The organism is Streptococcus sp. E17BB (assembly GCF_041807725.1).
GTDB classification, from domain to species: domain Bacteria; phylum Bacillota; class Bacilli; order Lactobacillales; family Streptococcaceae; genus Streptococcus; species Streptococcus entericus.
In genome coordinates, this window is sequence record NZ_JBGTZC010000005.1 from 1 (window position 1) to 19,611 (window position 19,611).

Below are 19,611 nucleotides of genomic sequence, written 5' to 3' on the forward strand. Positions count from 1 at the left end.
CTTTCTAATGAGTTGTTTAAGCACTTTTCATTGTAGGTCATATGGAACTTTTTTTCTACACTCAAAAGGCTCTATAATCTCCATGGTGGATTTACCCACTACAGAAATTATAGAGCCTCTTTTTTGTGAGAAAAATGATTATTTAATGAACTAAAAAAAGCAGGTACGAAGCCTGCTCCTTAAAGGATTGTAATAATGTTGTAAGAGATAGAATTGGGGAAGTAAGCCCAATCTTTTTTTGCTGGTTGCGGTAAACCATTTGTAGTCGTCTAGCTTATTTTGCCAAACCTTCCGCAATTTTTTCCAGATTCCATTTCATCATGGCGTAGTAAGAATCACCTTCTTGACCTTTTTCCGCTACTGAATCTGTGAAGATTTCAGAGTGAATAGGGATACCTGTGTCTTTAGAAACAGTCTCCATCGGACGACGGTCAACAGATGATTCGATGAAAAGGGATGGTACTTTTGATTTTCTAAGAGTTTCCACTAATGTTGTAATTTGTTCTGGTGTTCCTTCTTCTTCAGTATTGATTTCCCAGATATAAGCTGATGGGACGTTGTAGGATGCTGAGAAGTATTTAAAGGCACCTTCGCTGGTCACGATAAGTTTTTTCTCTGCTGGGATGGCAGCAAAAGCAGCTTTAGCAGTCTTGTCTAGTTCTGAGAGCTTAGCGACATAAGTGTCCAGATTCTTTTGGTAAGCCTCTTTATTGTTTGGATCCTTATCCATCAATGTTTTAGCAATGTTTTGAGCATAGATGATGCCATTTTCAACATTGAGCCAAGCATGTGGGTCCTCTTTACCTTGTTGGTTTTGCCCTTCAAGGTAAATGACCTTAACGCCGTCACTAACAGCAAAGTAGTCTTTATTTTCAACCTTATTGGCAGTTTTGATCAGTTTAGTAAACCACGCATCACCACCAGTCTCAAGGTTTAGACCGTTGTAAAAGATGACATCAGCATCAGCTGTTTTTTGAATATCAGCTGCCAAAGGCTCGTATTCGTGTGGGTCTTGTCCAATCGGAACAATACTGTGTAAATCAACCAAATCTCCAGCGATATTTTTGGTCATGTCCGCTAAAATTGAATTGGTCACTACAACCTTTAGCTTACCGCTATCAGTTGATTGAGTTTGCCCGGTGTTTGGTGAGCAAGCCACCAAAAGCAAGGTAAAAGCTAGACTAAGATATCCAAGTAATTTTTTCATGTGTTCTTTCCTTTATTTCTAAAAAGTGTTTGTTTAGGTGATATAAAGAAAGAAGTAATGAAAATTAAAGTGGTAGTTAGCACAATACTTGATCCAACTGGTAGGTTAAAACTATAACCAAGAAAAATACCTAAGGCAGAAGAGAACATACCCAAGATAGAAGACAAAAGCAACATGCTTTTGAGACTGTTCGTAAATAAATAGGCTGTTGCTGCGGGGGTAATGAGCAAAGCAACAATCAAAATAGTACCGACACTCTGCATGGCGACCACAGCCACCAAGGTTAGGCAAATCATGAGTAAGTAGTGATAAAAACTTACCTTAATCCCCATAGACTGTGCCAAAACAGGGTCGAAAGAGGTCAATTTCAATGGTTTGAAGAAAACCACGATGATGGCAAGGACTGCTAGCGAAACGATAATAACTGCCCACTTGTCAGTATCCTGAACGGCTAAGACATTTCCAAATAGGATGTGAAATAAATCTGTTGAGCTTCGTGCTAGGCTTATTAAGATAATTCCAAGTGCCAAAAAAGCTGAAAAGATAATCCCAATCGCTGTATCACCTTTGAGTGTTGAATTCTCCTTAACAAAGGTGATGAGCACAGAAGCTAAAAGGCCAAACACTAAAGCTCCGACTAAATAGTTCAGTCCTAGTAGGTAAGAAATGGCTACTCCAGGCAGAACGGCATGAGAGATAGCGTCCCCCATTAAAGACATGGACCGTAGGATGATAAAGCAACCAACAATACCTGCCACAGCTCCTATGATGACAGCTGTGATTAAGGCATTTTGCAAAAACTGGTAAGAAGCGACAGCTTCGATAAAATGACTAAGCATGGCTCACCTCCTCATGACTGAAGAAAAGATCACCATAAGCCGCTTGAAGATTAGCAGGTGTGTATACATCAGACACCTTACCGTAAGCCACCAGTTTTTTGTTGAGAATAAGCAGATGGTCGAAATACTGCTTGACCTTACTCAAGTCATGATGAACCACCAAGATGGTTTTACCAGCGTTTTTCAGTTCCTTGAGGAGCTCGATAATAATGGCTTCGCTCACTGAATCAATGCCAACAAAGGGTTCATCTAAGAGGATAAAGTCTGCTTCCTGTACCAAACAACGCGCAATCAGCATTCGTTGAAACTGACCGCCTGATAAAGCTGAAATAGGACGCTTTGATAGTTCGGTGAGACCGACTTGACTGAGGACGTCATCAATTTTCTTCCAGTGTGAAGTCGTTAGGCTGTTGAATAACCCTAACTTTTTATAAAATCCCAGTGAGACACATTCCCGAACAGTCATCGGAAAGGTGACATCAATGTGACTTTTCTGTTCGACATAGGCGATTTTTTCGAGTGCAGCTACCCCCATCTGTCCGTCAATCGCCACATTCCCCTGAAAGGGGACAAAGCCTAGAATGGCCTTCATCAGTGTTGATTTGCCGGCACCATTAGGACCGATAATCCCAATAATGCCAGGCTGGTCAATCTGACACGTTAGACCGTCTAAGACCAGTTGGTCACCGTCGTAAGTAACGGTGAGATGTTCTATAATTATCATTACTAATCTCCTTATATAAAAGAGGTTGAATGCTGTTACATTCGTTCAAAAATTAATCAGTTAACAATAATTACAATCACCTTATTATCACACAATTTCACAAAAAAGTCAAGGATTTTCTGGAAAGTATCACTATAGTAGAGGGCTAAATCGTCAGAACAATAAAATCTGATGAGTTGTTAGTTTATAAACAAACTAAGAATAGCAGTTGGTGGATGTAAATTGGGAAAGTAAGTTCGCTGTAGTTGTCGTACTTGTTAGCTGAAATAGGTTGAGGTGTTTTGTAACTTAAAACGAAAAGACCAGGACTATTGTCCCAGTCTCCTTCATGTTAATGTTAGCATAGACTATTCAACTGTTTATCGACCGTACTTGATGCGGAGCATTCGCTCCTGCTTTTTGTCCAGCCTTAGCAAGATAACCACCTTATCAATGGACATATTGCTGTCGAGCAGGCGTTCAGCTGCCATCATCAGGCCGTTGTTGATGCCGAGCTCTAGAATTGGATTGCGTTTATCGTTGACATCGACGATAAATTTGTTATCAGGCAAATCAAACAGCACTTTGACTGCCCCATAAAGTTGTTCAAAACTGTCAATTTCTAAATCGAAAACGGGTGTCGTCCCCTTTTTTAACGTTCGTCCACGATGGTTGAACCACATGGAGCGCCAGCCCCCATTATGAGCTCCCATGACATCATTGTCATAGGAGTCTCCAACATAGAGAGTGGTTGCTGGGTTGAAGCCAAATTGCTGAGCAGCTAGGTTAAAAATCTCACGCTCAGGCTTTTGAAAGCCAGTCGCCTGACTCACGATAACACGCTTAGGCTCAACGTAGTCATAAAGTCCGAGTTTCTTAACTTTTTTCAGTTGGTGTTCTGTCGGGCCATTGGTGATAACGCCCATAGGCACACCTTTGGACTTGAGAAAATCTAGTGTCAGACGCATCTCGTCCAGCATGGTGATGTTATCTAACTCCCGCTCATAGACTTCCTGAAAGTGTGTACCAGTTGCTTCATCAATCTCAGGGTGCCCAAACTCTAACAGTGTTTCCTTGCAGCGCCAGAAGCGGAAGTATTCGACAGTCCACTCTCCAGCCATCACACGAGGAAAACCGATATCGGAATAGTGCCTAAATCGGATATAAGCAGGTTTTATCTGGCTCATATCAAAGTTTGGGAAGCATTTTTCCATAGCAATCCGATAAGGAGCCTGCTGGTCATAAATGGTATCATCTACATCAAATACAATCGCTGTAATCATTCATTATCCCCTTTAATTATGCTTCAAACATTATACTATTTTTCCTAAAAAAATTCAAACAAGCTCTGCTATTTTTCTGTCATGTGTCTGTTAAATACTGTAATGGACACTGTTAATGCAACAGCTCTTAATCAATCGAAAAGTCTGGTTTTACGAACCAATAAGCAGCTGTTTACAAAAAATGGTTAACTTGATGTGATATTCAAATCAGCCAATAATTTACAGAAGCAAGTCATATAAACATCTGTTTGTACAGGGCGTTTATTTAATTTTTAAGTTTGGTAGGTAGGTCTTAGAATGATGATAAGATGTTCAGCAAATTTTTGGTGTTTAATGAGTTTTTTGATATAATATAAATCGAGGTATGTTATGAAAAAAAGTCATCGTAAGAAAGCCTGGTCGGAGTTGACCATTTGGGATATTGGTTCAGTTGTTTTACAGACCGTTAGGATATTGTCTCATTTTTTATACATTATAGCCTTATTGTTTGGTATGATGGGGATTGGTACGGCATTTGGTTACCTGGCGAGTCAGATTGATCAGGCCAAAGTGCCAGAGGTTCAAAAGTTAGTCAAGCAAGTAGGGTCCTTCACACGGATTTCGCAGTTAACCTACTCTGATGGTAGCTTGATTGCTGCGATTGATACCGATTTATTGCGAACGCCTGTAGAGAGCTCTGCTATTTCTGACAATATTAAACACGCTATTGTCTCTACAGAAGATGAAAATTTCGCAACTCATAAAGGTGTTTTGCCAAAGGCAGTTTTGAGGGCGGCGCTGACGACGATTTTGAGCATCGGTGAGACTAGTGGTGGCTCAACCTTGACCCAGCAGTTGATTAAGCAACAGGTCTTGGGCGATGTGCCAACTTTTAAGCGGAAGTCGCAAGAAATGATTTATGCCTTAGAGTTGGAACGCCATATGGACAAGGACACTATTTTGACGAATTATCTCAATGTGTCGCCATTTGGTCGTAACAACCGAGGTCAAAATATTGCAGGTATAGAGGAGGCTGCTCAGGGGATTTTTGGGGTATCTGCTAAAGATTTGACGATTCCTCAGGCGGCATTTTTGGCGGGCTTACCACAGAGTCCGATTGTGTATTCCCCTTACACATCGGATGGCAATTTTAAGACACCCGATGATATGGCGATAGGAATCAAACGAGCTAAAAATGTGCTCTACAATATGTACCGTACGGGTGTTATTGATAAACCGGCTTATGATGATTATGTGGCATACGATATCACTCAGGATTTCAAGAAGCCAGAGGCGATTGAGGAGACCAACCACGGCTTTCTCTACTATACAGTCATGGAAGAGGCTGAGGACCTGCTTTACGACTATTTGCTCAAGCGGGATAACGTTTCTGATTTAGATAAAACAAGTGATGCTGTGCAAACTGCCTACCGTGAAAAAGCTAAAGAAGAATTGGCTTTAGGAGGCTACCATGTCACAACGACGATTCATAAAACGGTTCATCAGGCCATGCAGGACACGGTTGCTAATCTTGGACACCTCTTGGATGATGGGACAGGGCTTGTAGAAACAGGCAATGTCCTCATGGACAATCGAACTGGGGCGGTACTTGGTTTTGTTGGTGGTCGTAACTACGCTGATAACCAAAACAATCACGCCTTTGATACGAAACGGTCACCAGGTTCAACCATCAAATCACTCCTCCCTTACGGCATCGCTATTGATCAAGGATTGATTGGTAGCGCCAGTGTGCTATCTAACTATCCTGCTAATTTCTCTAGTGGTCAACCGATTTTGTATGTGGGTAGCAGAGGAACAGCAGCTGTCACTTTACAAAATGCTCTGGACATGTCTTACAATATCCCTGCTTTTTGGACCTATAAGCTCCTGAGGAAACGGGGTGTTGATGTTGAGGGTTACATGAGCAAGATGGGCTATGAATTTGATGACTACAGCATTGAGAGTTTGCCGATTGGTGGTGGTGCAGAAATGAGTGTTGCTCAACAGACCAATGGCTATCAGATGCTTGCTAATGGCGGTATTTATCATAAGAAACATGTTGTCCAAAAAATAACAGCAAACGATGGCACGGTAATCTATGAGTACGACGACAAAGGTGAGCGAATTTTCTCCCCTGCTGGAGCAGGGATTATGACCCATCTTTTACGTGGACCGCTAAGATCTGGTGCGACAACGGCATTTATCCGTGAAATTGGTGCTTTGAACCCTCAATTGCCAAACGGAGACTGGATTGGCAAAACAGGTACCAGTGATGAGAATGTGGATTCGTGGTTAATGGTTGGTACACCGGCAGTTACCCTGGGCACATGGGCTGGTCATGATGATAATTCACCTATGAGCAATATTTCAGGTCGCCACACTCATACTTATGTTGCTCGATTGGTCAATGCCATCCATCAGGCGGATCCGTCAATTTTAGGATTAGAACAGCGCTTCAATTTAGCGCCTGAGACCATATCATCTAGTGTTCTTACCTCCACTGGTATGCAAGCGGGCACGGTGATGGTCAATGGTCGACAGATTAGTGTAGGAGGCGCGACGACGGTTTCTTACTGGGCTAAAAACGGAGCACCTGTGACCACTAGTGATTTTATGGTGGGAGGGTCAGCTAGCGACCGCCAGCAGGCTTGGACAGCTATTGTAGGGGTTCAGACACCGAGCCCTAGCAGTGCGTCCAGCAACAGTGCCCCAAGCACATCCTCTAGTGCCACTAGTTCAGCACCAGAACCGCAAACTGAGGCAACAACTATAGGTCAATAAATTTGCCAAAAAAAGATAAATATGTTATAATTCATAAGATATTTGTCGTTTGTTTTGGTTGAAATCTTGTCCAATCAAGACTAGCAGCAGTTAAATCAGAGCTTTTCAAGATTTAGCTGCTCTTTTTGTGCCTATTTTTAGGGGAAAATGGCTTTGTCATTAAAACTTAAAGATTCTGACATTTCAGCGACCACGGCAAATAACCTACGTGACGTAGGCGGCGGTCAAACCGCCATCATGCAGTTAACTAAACTTGACCGTTCAGGTCATCGTATTCTTATGTACAAAGGAGTTTAACTTGGCAGGACATAACGTTCAGTACGGGAAACATCGGACCCGTCGTAGTTTTTCACGCATCAAGGAAGTACTTGACTTACCTAATTTGATCGAAATTCAGACAGATTCTTTTCAAGATTTTTTAAACACGGGCTTGAAGGAAGTCTTCGAAGATGTGCTTCCAGTGTCTAACTTTACCGACACCATGGAGCTTGAGTTTGTTGGGTATGAGCTGAAAACTCCAAAATATAATTTGGAAGAGGCACGCTCTCACGATGCGAACTATTCAGCACCACTCTATGTGACTTTCCGTTTGATTAACAAGGAAACTGGCGAAATCAAGACTCAAGAGGTCTTCTTTGGTGAATTCCCGTTGATGACCGAGATGGGGACTTTTATCATCAATGGTGCAGAGCGTATTATCGTTTCTCAGTTGGTGCGGTCACCCGGTGTTTACTTTAATGACAAGGTTGACAAAAATGGGAAAGTCGGTTACGGATCAACAGTTATTCCAAACCGTGGGGCTTGGTTGGAGCTAGAAACTGACTCTAAAGATATCGCCTATACGCGTATTGACCGCACAAGGAAGATTCCATTTACGACGTTGGTGCGTGCTTTGGGCTTCTCTGGTGATGATGAAATTATAGACATTTTCGGTGACAGCGATTTAATTCGTAACACGATTGAGAAAGATATCCATAAAAATCCAGCCGATGCTCGTACAGAAGAGGCGCTTAAAGAAATTTATGAGCGCCTACGTCCAGGTGAACCAAAAACGGCTGAAAGTTCAAGAGCTCTCTTAATTGCTCGCTTCTTTGACTACAAGCGTTATGATTTGGCAGCTGTTGGTCGCTACAAGATGAACAAGAAGCTAAATGTTAAGACGCGTTTGCTTAACCAAGTCATTGCTGAAAACCTCGTTGACCCTGAAACGGGGGAGATTTTGGTGGCATCTGGTACCTTGATGACCCGCGAGGTGATCGATGGTATCGCAGAACACTTGGATGGGGATCTTAACAAATTTGTCTATACGCCAAATGATTTTGCTGTGCTAACTGAACCGATCCTCTTACAGAAATTCAAGGTCGTGTCCCCTATTGATCCAGATCGTGTGGTAACGATTGTCGGCAACGCCAATCCAGAAGACAAGGTGCGTGCCTTGACCCCAGCAGACATTTTGGCAGAGATGAGTTACTTCCTCAACTTGGCAGAAGGTATTGGCAAGGTGGACGACATTGACCATTTGGGTAACCGTCGTATCCGTGCGGTTGGTGAGCTCCTAGCGAACCAGTTCCGTGTCGGATTATCACGGATGGAGCGCAATGTGCGCGAGCGGATGTCTGCTCAGGATAACGAGGCTCTCACACCACAACAAATCATTAATATCCGCCCTGTGACCGCTGCGGTCAAAGAGTTCTTTGGTTCTTCCCAGCTCTCACAGTTCATGGATCAGCATAACCCGCTGTCTGAACTTTCCCACAAACGCCGTCTATCCGCCCTTGGTCCTGGTGGTTTGACGCGTGACCGCGCGGGTTACGAGGTACGGGACGTACACTACACCCACTATGGTCGGATGTGTCCGATTGAGACGCCAGAAGGTCCAAACATTGGGTTGATCAACAACTTGTCTTCGTTTGGACGTCTTAACCGTTATGGTTTTATCCAAACACCGTATCGTAAGGTTGACCGTGCAACTGGTCAGGTCACCAATGATATCTTCTGGCTGACAGCTGATGAAGAAGATGAGTTCACTGTTGCGCAGGCTAATTCTCGTCTCAATGACGACAATACTTTTGCAGAAGAAGTTGTCATGGGACGTCATCAAGGTAACAACCAAGAATTCCCAGCAGACATTGTTGACTTCGTTGATGTGTCTCCGAAGCAGGTTGTTGCTGTGGCGACAGCATGTATTCCGTTCCTTGAAAACGATGACTCCAACCGTGCTCTGATGGGAGCTAACATGCAACGTCAGGCCGTTCCTCTGATTGACCCTAAAGCCCCTTATGTGGGAACAGGGATGGAATACCAGGCAGCCCACGACTCTGGGGCAGCTGTCATCGCCCAACATGATGGTAAAGTTGTCTATTCTGATGCAGATAAGGTTGAGGTTCGTCGTAACGATGGTAGCCTTGACGTTTACAAAATTACCAAATTCCGCCGTTCAAACTCAGGAACAGCCTATAACCAACGAACCTTGGTTAAGGTGGGTGACTTGGTTGAAAAAGGGGACTTCATCGCTGATGGTCCTTCTATGGAAAATGGCGAGATGGCGCTTGGTCAAAACCCAATCGTTGCCTACATGACCTGGGAAGGTTATAACTTCGAAGATGCGGTCATCATGAGTGAACGCTTGGTCAAAGAGGATGTTTATACCTCTGTCCATTTGGAAGAATATGAAAGTGAAACTCGTGATACCAAGTTAGGCCCTGAAGAGATTACTCGCGAGATTCCAAACGTCGGTGAAGATGCTCTTCGTGATCTTGATGAAGTCGGGATTATTCGTATTGGTGCTGAAGTTAAAGAGGGCGATATTCTCGTTGGTAAGGTAACACCGAAAGGTGAAAAAGACCTCTCAGCTGAGGAGCGTCTCCTCCATGCTATCTTTGGAGACAAGTCACGTGAAGTGCGCGATACCTCTCTACGTGTACCGCACGGTGGTGATGGTGTTGTTCGCGATGTTAAAATCTTTACTCGTGCCAACGGTGATGAACTGCCATCTGGCGTTAATAAACTAGTACGTGTCTACATCGCTCAGAAGCGTAAAATCAAAGTGGGTGATAAGATGGCGGGACGTCACGGGAACAAAGGTGTCGTATCGCGTATTGTTCCAGTTGAGGATATGCCATACCTGCCAGATGGAACACCAGTTGACATCATGCTCAACCCGCTCGGGGTACCATCACGGATGAACATCGGTCAGGTTATGGAACTTCACCTCGGAATGGCGGCTAAAAACCTAGGTATCCACATTGCGACCCCAGTCTTTGACGGAGCGACTTCAGAAGATCTCTGGTCAACTGTTAAAGAAGCTGGCATGGATAGCGATGCTAAGACTGTTCTCTACGACGGAAGGACAGGTGAGCCGTTTGATAACCGTGTCTCAGTTGGGGTCATGTATATGATCAAACTCCACCACATGGTTGACGACAAGCTCCATGCCCGTTCAGTTGGTCCATACTCACTGGTTACCCAGCAACCGCTCGGTGGTAAAGCTCAGTTCGGTGGTCAGCGTTTTGGTGAGATGGAAGTTTGGGCGCTGGAAGCTTATGGTGCATCAAATGTCCTTCAAGAAATCTTGACCTACAAGTCAGATGATGTGACGGGTCGTCTCAAAGCCTATGAAGCCATCACTAAAGGTAAGCCAATTCCAAAACCAGGCGTGCCAGAATCCTTCCGCGTTCTTGTTAAAGAATTGCAGTCACTTGGTCTTGACATGCGTGTCCTTGATGAGGATGATAATGAAGTCGAACTTCGTGATTTGGACGAGGGTGAAGATGATGACGTGATGCACGTTGATGACCTTGAAAAAGCTCGTGAGCGTCAAGCACGTGAAGCAGAAGCCTTTGCTCGTGAATTGGCAGAACAAGAAGGTAAGACAACGGAACAGGTTGACGAAGAAGCTGAAGAAGATGAGGCAGCATTAGAAAATTAATAATAAGAAGCTGACTAGGCGGCCCTCGCCTAGTCCAAACTTCTTGCGAGTTGAGAAGGACATTAGTGTATGAGAAGTGTTTTAGTGCCACTAGTTGTTTGTGCCATATTGCAGTCCTTGTTGTACTTGAAAAATAAAAAGGCACCAATCAATCAACGAGAGGTCAAGGTGGTGAAAAAGTTCAAGAAGTATAACCTCCTAACCTTGTTCCCACGTTCACGTTGCTTTTTGGTTCTCGAAGACAGCAGTGGGCATCACTGGACTCAAGACATTTCAAAAGAGCTCTATGACCAGCTTGTTGAGGGTCAACAAGGCTTATTAGTCACCAAAGGCTCACAGCTAATTTCCTTTGAAACAAGATAAATTTCCCTTATTCTTTTGTATAGCAGAAATTAAGAAAGGTAAAATGTAGTGGTTGACGTAAATCGTTTTAAAAGTATGCAAATCACTCTGGCATCACCCAGCAAGGTTCGTTCATGGTCCTATGGTGAAGTGAAAAAGCCAGAAACTATCAACTACCGAACCCTAAAACCAGAGCGCGAAGGTCTCTTTGATGAGGTCATTTTTGGACCGACCAAAGACTGGGAGTGTGCGTGTGGCAAATACAAACGTATTCGTTACAAGGGCATTGTCTGTGACCGCTGTGGTGTTGAAGTCACTCGTGCCAAGGTCCGTCGTGAACGCATGGGACACATTGAACTCAAGGCGCCGATTTCTCACATCTGGTATTTTAAAGGTATCCCATCTCGGATGGGCTTGACCTTGGATATGAGCCCACGTGCGTTGGAAGAGGTCATCTACTTTGCGGCCTACGTGGTTATCGATCCGATGGAAACACCGCTTGAGCACAAATCTCTTTTGACCGAACGCGAATACCGTGAAAAACTCATGGAGTACGGTCACGGCTCTTTCGTGGCAAAAATGGGGGCAGAAGCCATCCAAGACTTGCTCAAGCAAGTGGATTTGCCAACTGAAATTGCTGCTCTAAAGGAAGAGCTAAAATCAGCAACAGGGCAAAAACGGGTCAAAATCGTTCGTCGTTTGGATGTGCTGGATGCCTTTCACAAGTCTGGTAACAAGCCTGAATGGATGATCCTTAACATCCTGCCAGTTATTCCACCAGATTTGCGCCCAATGGTGCAGCTGGATGGTGGTCGTTTCGCGGCCTCTGACCTCAATGACCTCTACCGTCGTGTGATCAACCGTAACAACCGCTTGGCTCGTCTTTTGGAGCTTCATGCCCCAGGCATCATTGTTCAGAACGAAAAACGGATGTTGCAAGAGGCGGTTGATGCTTTGATTGATAACGGTCGACGTGGTCGTCCGATCACAGGACCTGGTAGCCGTCCTCTAAAATCCCTTAGCCACATGCTCAAGGGTAAACAAGGGCGTTTCCGTCAAAACCTACTTGGTAAGCGGGTTGACTTCTCAGGGCGTTCCGTTATCGCTGTTGGACCAAACTTGAAGATGTACCAATGTGGTGTCCCACGTGAGATGGCGATTGAACTCTTCAAACCATTCGTCATGCGAGAAATCGTTGCTCGTGACTTGGCTGGAAACGTCAAGGCGGCAAAACGTATGGTGGAACGTGGGGATGAGCGCATCTGGGATATTTTGGAAGAGGTTATCAAAGAACACCCAGTGCTCCTTAACCGCGCACCGACCCTTCACCGTTTGGGAATTCAGGCCTTTGAGCCTGTCCTAATCGACGGACGTGCGCTTCGTCTGCACCCGTTGGTGTGTGAGGCTTACAACGCCGACTTTGACGGTGACCAGATGGCTATTCACGTGCCATTATCTGAAGAAGCACAGGCAGAAGCTCGTCTCCTGATGTTGGCGGCGGAACACATCCTCAACCCGAAAGATGGTAAACCAGTTGTAACGCCATCTCAGGACATGGTTCTTGGTAACTATTATTTGACCATGGAAGACGAGGGTCGCGAAGGAGAAGGCATGGTCTTCAAGGACTATGATGAGGCTGTTATGGCTTGGCGAAATGGTATTGTTCACCTGCACAGCCGTGTTGGTATCGCTGTTGATAGTATGCCTGATAAGCCTTGGACAGATGACCAGCGTCATAAGATTCTGATGACAACTGTTGGGAAAATCATCTTTAACAAAGTTATCCCAGATGACCTGCCTTATCTGCAAGAGCCAACGATGGCTAACCTGACTGATGGGACACCAGATAAGTACTTCCTGGAATCAGGTCAAGATATTAAAGCTGTTATTAAAGCTCTGCCATTGAACCAACCATTTAAAAAGAAAAATTTGGGGCATATCATTGCAGAGACTTTCAAACGCTTGAGAACGACAGAAACGTCTGCCTTCCTTGACCGCTTGAAAGACTTGGGTTACCATCATTCTACCCTTGCTGGCTTGACGGTTGGTGTGGCGGATATTCCTGTCATTGACAACAAGCAAGAGATTATCGAACAAGCGCACGACCGAGTGGAGCAGCTTAATTTGGCCTTCCGTCGTGGTTTGATGACCGATACGGATCGTTATATCGCTGTTACGACGACTTGGCGTGAGGCCAAGGAAGCTCTGGAAAAACGCTTGGTTGAAACCCAAGATCCGAAGAACCCAATCGTTATGATGATGGACTCTGGAGCTCGTGGTAACATCTCAAACTTCTCCCAGTTGGCCGGTATGCGTGGTCTGATGGCGGCGCCAAACGGTCGTATCATGGAATTGCCAATCCTGTCTAACTTCCGTGAGGGTCTGTCGGTACTCGAGATGTTCTTCTCTACCCACGGTGCTCGTAAGGGAATGACCGATACCGCCCTCAAGACTGCGGACTCAGGTTACCTGACTCGCCGTCTGGTTGATGTGGCGCAGGATGTTATCATTCGTGAGGATGACTGTGGAACTGATCGTGGCTTGACCATCACAGCCATTACCAATGGTAAGGAAGTGACCGAGACCCTTCAAGAACGTCTGGCTGGTCGTTACACCAAGAAAACAGTTAAGCATCCTGAAACAGGTGCGGTTATCATCGGTCCTAATCAGTTGATTACGGAAGCTAAGGCGGCTGAAATCAGCCAAGCTGGTGTTGAAGAAGTCACCATCCGTTCCGTCTTTACATGTAACACCCGTCACGGTGTCTGCCGTCATTGTTACGGTATCAACTTGGCGACTGGTGATGCGGTTGAAGTTGGTGAAGCAGTTGGTACTATCGCCGCTCAATCTATCGGTGAGCCTGGTACCCAGTTGACCATGCGGACCTTCCACACGGGTGGTGTGGCCTCAAACACCGACATCACCCAAGGTTTGCCACGTATCCAAGAAATCTTTGAAGCCCGTAACCCTAAAGGGGAAGCGGTCATCACCGAAGTTAAAGGTGAGGTGGTACAAATCGATGAGGACGCTAGCACTCGGACCAAGAAGGTTTACGTCAAAGGGCAGACTGGCATGGGTGAGTACCAAGTACCGTTCACTGCTCGTCTGACAGTCAACGAAGGTGACTTTGTCAACCGTGGTCAAGCGCTGACAGAAGGGTCCATCCAGCCAAAACGCTTGTTAGAAGTCCGTGATACCCTTTCTGTAGAGACCTATCTCCTTGCAGAAGTACAAAAAGTTTACCGTAGCCAAGGGGTAGAAATCGGTGATAAACACGTTGAGGTGATGGTGCGTCAAATGCTCCGCAAAGTACGTGTCATGGATCCAGGGGATACAGACCTTCTGCCTGGTACTCTTATGGACATCGCAGACTTTACTGATGCCAATGCGGAGTACGTGATTGCTGGACAAATCCCAGCAACCGCTCGTCCTGTGCTGATGGGAATTACCAAGGCCTCTCTGGAGACTAATTCCTTCCTTTCTGCCGCATCCTTCCAAGAGACAACTCGTGTCCTCACTGATGCCGCTATCCGTGGTAAACGTGACCACTTGCTGGGTCTCAAGGAGAATGTTATCATCGGTAAGACCATTCCAGCTGGTACTGGTATGTTCCGTTATCGTAACATTGAACCTCAGGCAGTCAACGATATCGAAATCTTAGAAGATATTGCACCAGTTGAGGTTACCGAAACTGTTTCAGAATAGTTCTGACAAAACTTATCTTGCTTAGGCAAGATAGGTTTTTGTTTTCTAGTGTTTAGGGGTATTTTATGTTATAATAAAACAAATAAAGCCATCAAGGAGGGGACTATGCGTTGTCCGAAATGCCATTGCACCAAATCAAGTGTTGTCGATAGTCGTCAAGCGGAAGAAGGCACAGCCATCCGTCGTCGCAGGTCTTGCGATGAGTGTCAAAATCGGTTCACAACTTTTGAGCGATTGGAAGAAATACCCTTGTTGGTGATAAAAAAAGATGGGACGCGAGAAGAGTTTTCCCGGGATAAGATTTTTAACGGTATTTTGCGTAGTGCCCAGAAACGCCCTGTCTCTAGCGATGACCTAGAGGGGGTTGTTGACCGCATCGAGCAGTCTTTGCGTCAGACCTTTGAACGTGAGGTTCCCTCGACCCATATCGGCAATCTTGTTATGGATGAGCTGGCAGAATTAGACGAAATCACCTACGTTCGTTTCGCCTCTGTTTACCGGAGCTTTAAGGACGTTGACGAGATTGAGGAATTATTGCAACAGATTACTAAGAGGGTTCGTAGCAAGAAGGGACGGCGTTCCGATGAAGCCTAACGATACCTTCTCCTATCTAAAAAATAACTGTGTCTACCCTGATCAGGCTAGTTTGTTACAACTTTATCAGCCGCTTATGGGTGCAGACGCTTATTTGGTGTACAATTATCTGGTTCATTTTTTTGATAATGGCAGAGCATTGCACCCTTTTACCGAACTGCTTAACCACTTGCAGTTTGGATTTGACCGTTTACGGACTGCTTTTGATAAACTGGGGGCTTTAGGTTTAATCAAGTTTTATCAACACCATCAAACCTATCTGATTAAGCTTAGTAGCCCCTTGGATAGGGAAAGTTTTCTGAATAATGCTGTTTATCGTAGCCTGCTAAGCAGCTATATCGGGGAAGTTGCTGTGGAAGATTTACAAATGACCTTGCCAGTCGAGGCCGTTGATCAGACCAAACGTTTTTCAGAAGTATTTTCTGATCGCGGAGAAGTCTATCATCATCCCAAACAAGCTGATATTAACTTTGATCTCGAGCATTTCAAGCAGCTGATGAGACGAGATGGTCTCTACTTTGACAACGAACAAACGGATGTCTTAGGTCTTTATCATTTTGCTGAGGAGAATGGTCTGACCTGGTTTGATACTTATCAGTTAGCCAAAGCCACAGCAGTTAAGGGTCAACTATCACTGGTTCGCTTGCGTGCTAAACAGGAACAACAAGAGCAACCGAGTCAGAGTACTGGTCTAACTCGTGAGGAACAAGCTGCTCTAAAAACGGCGCAAAGCCATGCTCCAGAAGTTTACCTGTCTACCTTGAAAAAAATGAGAAAGGCGATGGTCACCGATCAGGAGCGTCAGTTGCTACGCGAATTGGCACAGATGGGCTTTTTAGATGACGTGATCAATCTCATGGTGCTCTACACCTTACAACGCACCAAGTCTGCTAATCTTAACAAGGTTTATTTGATGAAGATTGCCAATGATTTTTCCTATAAGGACATCAAAACAGGAGAGCAAGCTCTGCTTTATTGGCAACAAAAGCCACAGTCATCCGCTAAACCAAAGGCCGGCAGCAACCCTCAAACCAATGTGCCAAGCTGGAGTCATCAAGACTATAAAACGGAGTCCAGTCAAGAAGAACAAGAGCAACTAGAAGAGCTAAAACGTCAGATGTTGGGACAATCAGGAAGGGAGGAATAAGATGAAAAAAATTGGAGACACCTTATCAAGTAAGATGCCAAAATTTTTGCAAGACCAAGAACAGGTCTTACAGGATGTTCTGGCTCATCCTGATGTCGCTAACTTTATCGTGACTCATCAGCTGGATCGGGCAACGATTGAACGAAGCCTGCCCAAATTCAACCAGTACCGCCAAGAAAAAGAGCGTTTCATCAGCCAATCACCAGACTATTTAGCCAAAGGTTATGAGCCAATTTTGGTGATGAATGAGGGCTATGCTGATGTGACCTATCGTGAAACAAAAGAACTGATCCATCGTCAGCAACAAGTAGAGGCAACAGACCGTATCAAGCTTATCAATCTCCCAAAATCCTATCAGTACATCAGTTTTTCAGATATTGATTTTAGTGATCCTAACCGTATTACGTTATTGGCAGAGCTGAGTCAGTTCTTGCAAGCTTATCCAAATGTTCAAAAAGGCATTTATCTTTACGGGAATATGGGAGTAGGGAAATCCTTCTTGCTAGCTGGTTTAGCTAGAGAATTGTCCGTTCAAAAAGGTGTGGCAGTGACTATGCTTCACTACCCTACCTTTGTGGTTGATGTCAAAAATGCCATCTCGACAAGCTCTGTTAAGGAGAAAATTGATGATGTCAAGGCTGCTCCCGTTCTGATATTAGATGATATCGGTGCGGAAACTTCAACCAGCTGGGTGCGTGATGACGTCTTACAGGTCATTTTGCAATACCGTATGCTGGAGGAATTGCCGACTTTTTTTACGTCCAATTACAGTTTAGAGGATTTAGAGAAAAAATTAGCTCAAAGCAAGCAAGGGGATGAAACTTGGCAGGCCAAACGAGTTTTGGAACGAATTCGTGCCGTGGCTAAGGAGCTCCATCTTTTGGGGAAAAATCGACGCTAGAAAGTGAGAACACATGGCTTTACCAACCGTCGCCATCGTCGGGCGCCCTAATGTAGGAAAATCGACGTTATTTAATCGTATCGCAGGGGAGCGAATTTCCATCGTTGAAGACGTGGAAGGTGTGACGCGTGACCGTATTTACACGACAGCTGACTGGCTCAACCGCAAATTTTCCATTATTGATACAGGCGGTATTGACGATGTTGATGCGCCATTCATGGAGCAAATCAAGCACCAAGCAGATATTGCTATGACGGAGGCTGATGTTATCGTCTTTGTTGTGTCAGGTAAAGAAGGTGTGACTGATGCCGATGAGTATGTCGCCCGTATCCTCTACAAGACCAATAAGCCTGTTATCTTAGCAGTTAACAAGGTTGACAACCCCGAGATGCGAAGCGAGATTTACGATTTCTACTCACTGGGTCTGGGTGATCCCTACCCTGTGTCGTCTGTCCACGGGATTGGGACAGGTGACGTCTTGGATGCCATCGTGGACAATCTGCCCGCAGAAGAAGTTGAGGAAAATCCAGATATCATCAAATTCAGCCTGATTGGCCGTCCAAATGTCGGCAAGTCAAGTCTAATTAACGCTATTTTGGGAGAAGACCGTGTGATTGCTAGCCCGATTGCAGGGACAACGCGCGATGCTATTGACACTAGCTTTACCGATAGCGAGGGGCAAGAGTACATCATGATTGATACCGCAGGTCTGCGCAAATCTGGTAAGGTCTACGAGAATACGGAGAAATACTCTGTCATGCGCTCCATGCGGGCCATTGACCGCTCAGATGTTGTCTTGCTCGTCATCAATGCCGAAGAAGGCATTCGTGAGTACGACAAGCGGATTGCTGGCTTTGCCCATGAGGCAGGAAAAGGTCTCATCATCGTGGTGAACAAGTGGGACACCTTGGAAAAAGACAACCACACCGTTAGTCAGTGGGAGGCCGATATTCGAGATAACTTCCAGTTCCTATCTTATGCACCGATTATCTTTGTGTCAGCCGTGACCAAGCAACGCCTGCACAAGTTACCAGAGCTGATTAAGCGGATTTCTGAAAGCCAGAACATGCGTATCCCATCTGCAGTGCTCAACGATGTCATCATGGATGCTGTTGCGATCAATCCGACACCGACCGACAAGGGCAAACGACTGAAAATCTTTTACGCCACCCAAGTGACGGTCAAGCCACCGACCTTCGTTGTTTTTGTCAACGAGGAAGAACTCATGCACTTCTCTTATATGCGCTTCTTAGAAAACCAAATCCGCGCCGCTTTCAAGTTTGAAGGAACCCCAATCCATCTGATTGCACGTAAGCGGCAGTAGCCGAGAAAGGGAAATAAGATGAAAAGTAAGGTTATCATTTTGGCTTGTGGCTTGATTTTGTTGACTGCCTGTGGGAACAAGCAAACAGAGACGACGTCAACAGCTAAATCGTCAGCCTCGTCAACCACAGTGTCTAAAGTAGCAGACAGTCAAAAAGCTCAGGATCAATCATCGTCTAACAGCTCTGCCATGTCCCAAGAGAGCCCAAAAAGTTCTCAAGAAAATACCCCTGTCTCTGAAGACAAGCCTGAGACTGAAACAGCTGCTTCTCAAGCAGCAAGCACTCCATCAACGGGTTTTTACCACAGTGTTCGTGGTAAATATGGCGATGTGATCATTGTCAATAAGAAACACCCTTTGGCAGCCGATTATAATCCTGGTGAAGATGGGGTAGCTGGTGCTGCCTTTAGGGAGCTTTTGGGCGCCATGCGAGCAGCAGGTTTTAGTGTGTCGGACAATTACAGCGGATTTAGAAGTTATGATTATCAAGCCAGCCTCTATCAGAGCTATGTTAATCAAGATGGACAAGCCGCTGCTGACCGTTATTCGGCTAGACCAGGCTACAGTGAACACCAGACAGGTTTGGCTTTTGATGTTTTAGATGCTTCAGGGCAGCTTCTGGAAGAGCCTGCTGCTAGTCAATGGTTGGCAAACAATGCTCACCACTATGGTTTTGTGGTGCGCTATTTGCCAGGCAAGGAGAATATCACAGGTTATATGGCTGAGAGCTGGCATGTTCGCTACATCGGTCAGGAAGCCACCGAAGTTTACCAATCAGGCCTAACCCTAGAAGAGTATTACGGGGTTGAAGGCGGTGACTATTAAGTCATTGTTGCTGTCGACCACTTGGCAATCATCTCAACATTAAAAAAATGTCA

The 19,611-nt window shown here is 45.1% G+C and carries 14 protein-coding genes; 10 read left to right on the top strand and 4 right to left on the bottom strand.

The features are described from left to right. Window positions 1-274: 274 nt before the first annotated feature. The 4 genes from ACERC7_RS01905 to ACERC7_RS01920 form a co-directional block, all read right to left on the bottom strand. The gene (locus ACERC7_RS01905) at window positions 275-1,207 is read right to left on the bottom strand and encodes a metal ABC transporter substrate-binding lipoprotein (protein ID WP_373658013.1); all 933 of its coding nucleotides are present in this window, start codon (window positions 1,205-1,207) and stop codon (window positions 275-277) included. Then, window positions 1,204-2,046: a metal ABC transporter permease subunit gene (locus tag ACERC7_RS01910; RefSeq protein WP_373665974.1), complete on the bottom strand. Its 843-nt coding sequence runs from the start codon at window positions 2,044-2,046 to the stop codon at window positions 1,204-1,206. The genes ACERC7_RS01905 and ACERC7_RS01910 overlap by 4 nt, the downstream gene beginning before the upstream one ends. After that, entirely contained in the window at window positions 2,039-2,770 is a 732-nt protein-coding gene (locus ACERC7_RS01915) for a metal ABC transporter ATP-binding protein (protein WP_373659912.1), read from the bottom strand. Before ACERC7_RS01915 ends, ACERC7_RS01910 begins: the two co-directional genes overlap by 8 nt. Window positions 2,771-3,129: 359 nt before the next feature. Continuing rightward, window positions 3,130-4,032, bottom strand: coding sequence for an HAD family hydrolase (locus ACERC7_RS01920; protein ID WP_373658016.1), 903 nt, complete (start codon window positions 4,030-4,032; stop codon window positions 3,130-3,132). A gap of 369 nt (window positions 4,033-4,401) precedes the next feature. Between ACERC7_RS01920 and pbp1b the strand changes: the two genes are divergently transcribed. From pbp1b to ldcB, 10 genes are all read left to right on the top strand, one after another. Beyond that, window positions 4,402-6,792, top strand: a complete 2,391-nt coding sequence (pbp1b, locus tag ACERC7_RS01925) for a penicillin-binding protein PBP1B (protein WP_373665975.1) — start codon at window positions 4,402-4,404, stop codon at window positions 6,790-6,792. Window positions 6,793-6,939: 147 nt separating this feature from the next. Then, window positions 6,940-7,089, top strand: coding sequence for a hypothetical protein (locus tag ACERC7_RS01930; RefSeq protein ID WP_018367549.1), 150 nt, complete (start codon window positions 6,940-6,942; stop codon window positions 7,087-7,089). 1 nt (window position 7,090) lies between these two features. Next, on the top strand, window positions 7,091-10,720 hold the full coding sequence (rpoB, locus tag ACERC7_RS01935; RefSeq protein ID WP_373665976.1) for a DNA-directed RNA polymerase subunit beta: 3,630 nt from the start codon (window positions 7,091-7,093) through the stop codon (window positions 10,718-10,720). Window positions 10,721-10,789: 69 nt separating this feature from the next. After that, complete coding sequence (locus ACERC7_RS01940; protein ID WP_373658019.1) at window positions 10,790-11,083, top strand: hypothetical protein; 294 nt, start codon at window positions 10,790-10,792, stop codon at window positions 11,081-11,083. A 48-nt stretch (window positions 11,084-11,131) separates the two neighbouring features. Next, complete coding sequence (gene rpoC / locus ACERC7_RS01945) at window positions 11,132-14,767, top strand: DNA-directed RNA polymerase subunit beta' (protein ID WP_373665977.1); 3,636 nt, start codon at window positions 11,132-11,134, stop codon at window positions 14,765-14,767. 105 nt (window positions 14,768-14,872) lie between these two features. Further along, window positions 14,873-15,361: a transcriptional regulator NrdR gene (nrdR, locus tag ACERC7_RS01950; protein WP_018367545.1), complete on the top strand. Its 489-nt coding sequence runs from the start codon at window positions 14,873-14,875 to the stop codon at window positions 15,359-15,361. After that, window positions 15,351-16,508 carry a DnaD domain protein gene (locus ACERC7_RS01955; protein ID WP_373665978.1) on the top strand — a complete coding sequence of 386 codons (1,158 nt, stop codon included), beginning with the start codon at window positions 15,351-15,353 and terminating at the stop codon, window positions 16,506-16,508. The genes nrdR and ACERC7_RS01955 overlap by 11 nt, the downstream gene beginning before the upstream one ends. A 1-nt stretch (window position 16,509) precedes the next feature. Then, on the top strand, window positions 16,510-17,409 hold the full coding sequence (dnaI, locus tag ACERC7_RS01960) for a primosomal protein DnaI (protein WP_373658023.1): 900 nt from the start codon (window positions 16,510-16,512) through the stop codon (window positions 17,407-17,409). Window positions 17,410-17,422: 13 nt separating this feature from the next. Continuing rightward, window positions 17,423-18,733 (top strand): ribosome biogenesis GTPase Der, encoded by a 1,311-nt coding sequence (gene der, locus ACERC7_RS01965; RefSeq protein WP_373658024.1) that lies wholly within the window; start codon window positions 17,423-17,425, stop codon window positions 18,731-18,733. Between the two features lie 18 nt (window positions 18,734-18,751). Then, window positions 18,752-19,558, top strand: a complete 807-nt coding sequence (gene ldcB, locus ACERC7_RS01970) for an LD-carboxypeptidase LdcB/DacB (protein ID WP_373658025.1) — start codon at window positions 18,752-18,754, stop codon at window positions 19,556-19,558. Window positions 19,559-19,611 lie beyond the last annotated feature (53 nt).

Bases quoted from the DNA above. Each gene is read 5' to 3' on its own strand.
- ACERC7_RS01905 (WP_373658013.1), bottom strand. From the start codon at position 1,207: ATGAAAAAATTACTTGGATATCTTAGTCTAGCTTTTACCTTGCTTTTG.
- pbp1b (WP_373665975.1), top strand. From the start codon at position 4,402: ATGAAAAAAAGTCATCGTAAGAAAGCCTGGTCGGAGTTGACCATTTGG.
- ACERC7_RS01920 (WP_373658016.1), bottom strand. From the start codon at position 4,032: ATGATTACAGCGATTGTATTTGATGTAGATGATACCATTTATGACCAG.
- ACERC7_RS01910 (WP_373665974.1), bottom strand. From the start codon at position 2,046: ATGCTTAGTCATTTTATCGAAGCTGTCGCTTCTTACCAGTTTTTGCAA.
- ACERC7_RS01955 (WP_373665978.1), top strand. From the start codon at position 15,351: ATGAAGCCTAACGATACCTTCTCCTATCTAAAAAATAACTGTGTCTAC.
- ACERC7_RS01930 (WP_018367549.1), top strand. From the start codon at position 6,940: ATGGCTTTGTCATTAAAACTTAAAGATTCTGACATTTCAGCGACCACG.
- ACERC7_RS01915 (WP_373659912.1), bottom strand. From the start codon at position 2,770: ATGATAATTATAGAACATCTCACCGTTACTTACGACGGTGACCAACTG.
- dnaI (WP_373658023.1), top strand. From the start codon at position 16,510: ATGAAAAAAATTGGAGACACCTTATCAAGTAAGATGCCAAAATTTTTG.
- nrdR (WP_018367545.1), top strand. From the start codon at position 14,873: ATGCGTTGTCCGAAATGCCATTGCACCAAATCAAGTGTTGTCGATAGT.
- ldcB (WP_373658025.1), top strand. From the start codon at position 18,752: ATGAAAAGTAAGGTTATCATTTTGGCTTGTGGCTTGATTTTGTTGACT.
- der (WP_373658024.1), top strand. From the start codon at position 17,423: ATGGCTTTACCAACCGTCGCCATCGTCGGGCGCCCTAATGTAGGAAAA.
- ACERC7_RS01940 (WP_373658019.1), top strand. From the start codon at position 10,790: ATGAGAAGTGTTTTAGTGCCACTAGTTGTTTGTGCCATATTGCAGTCC.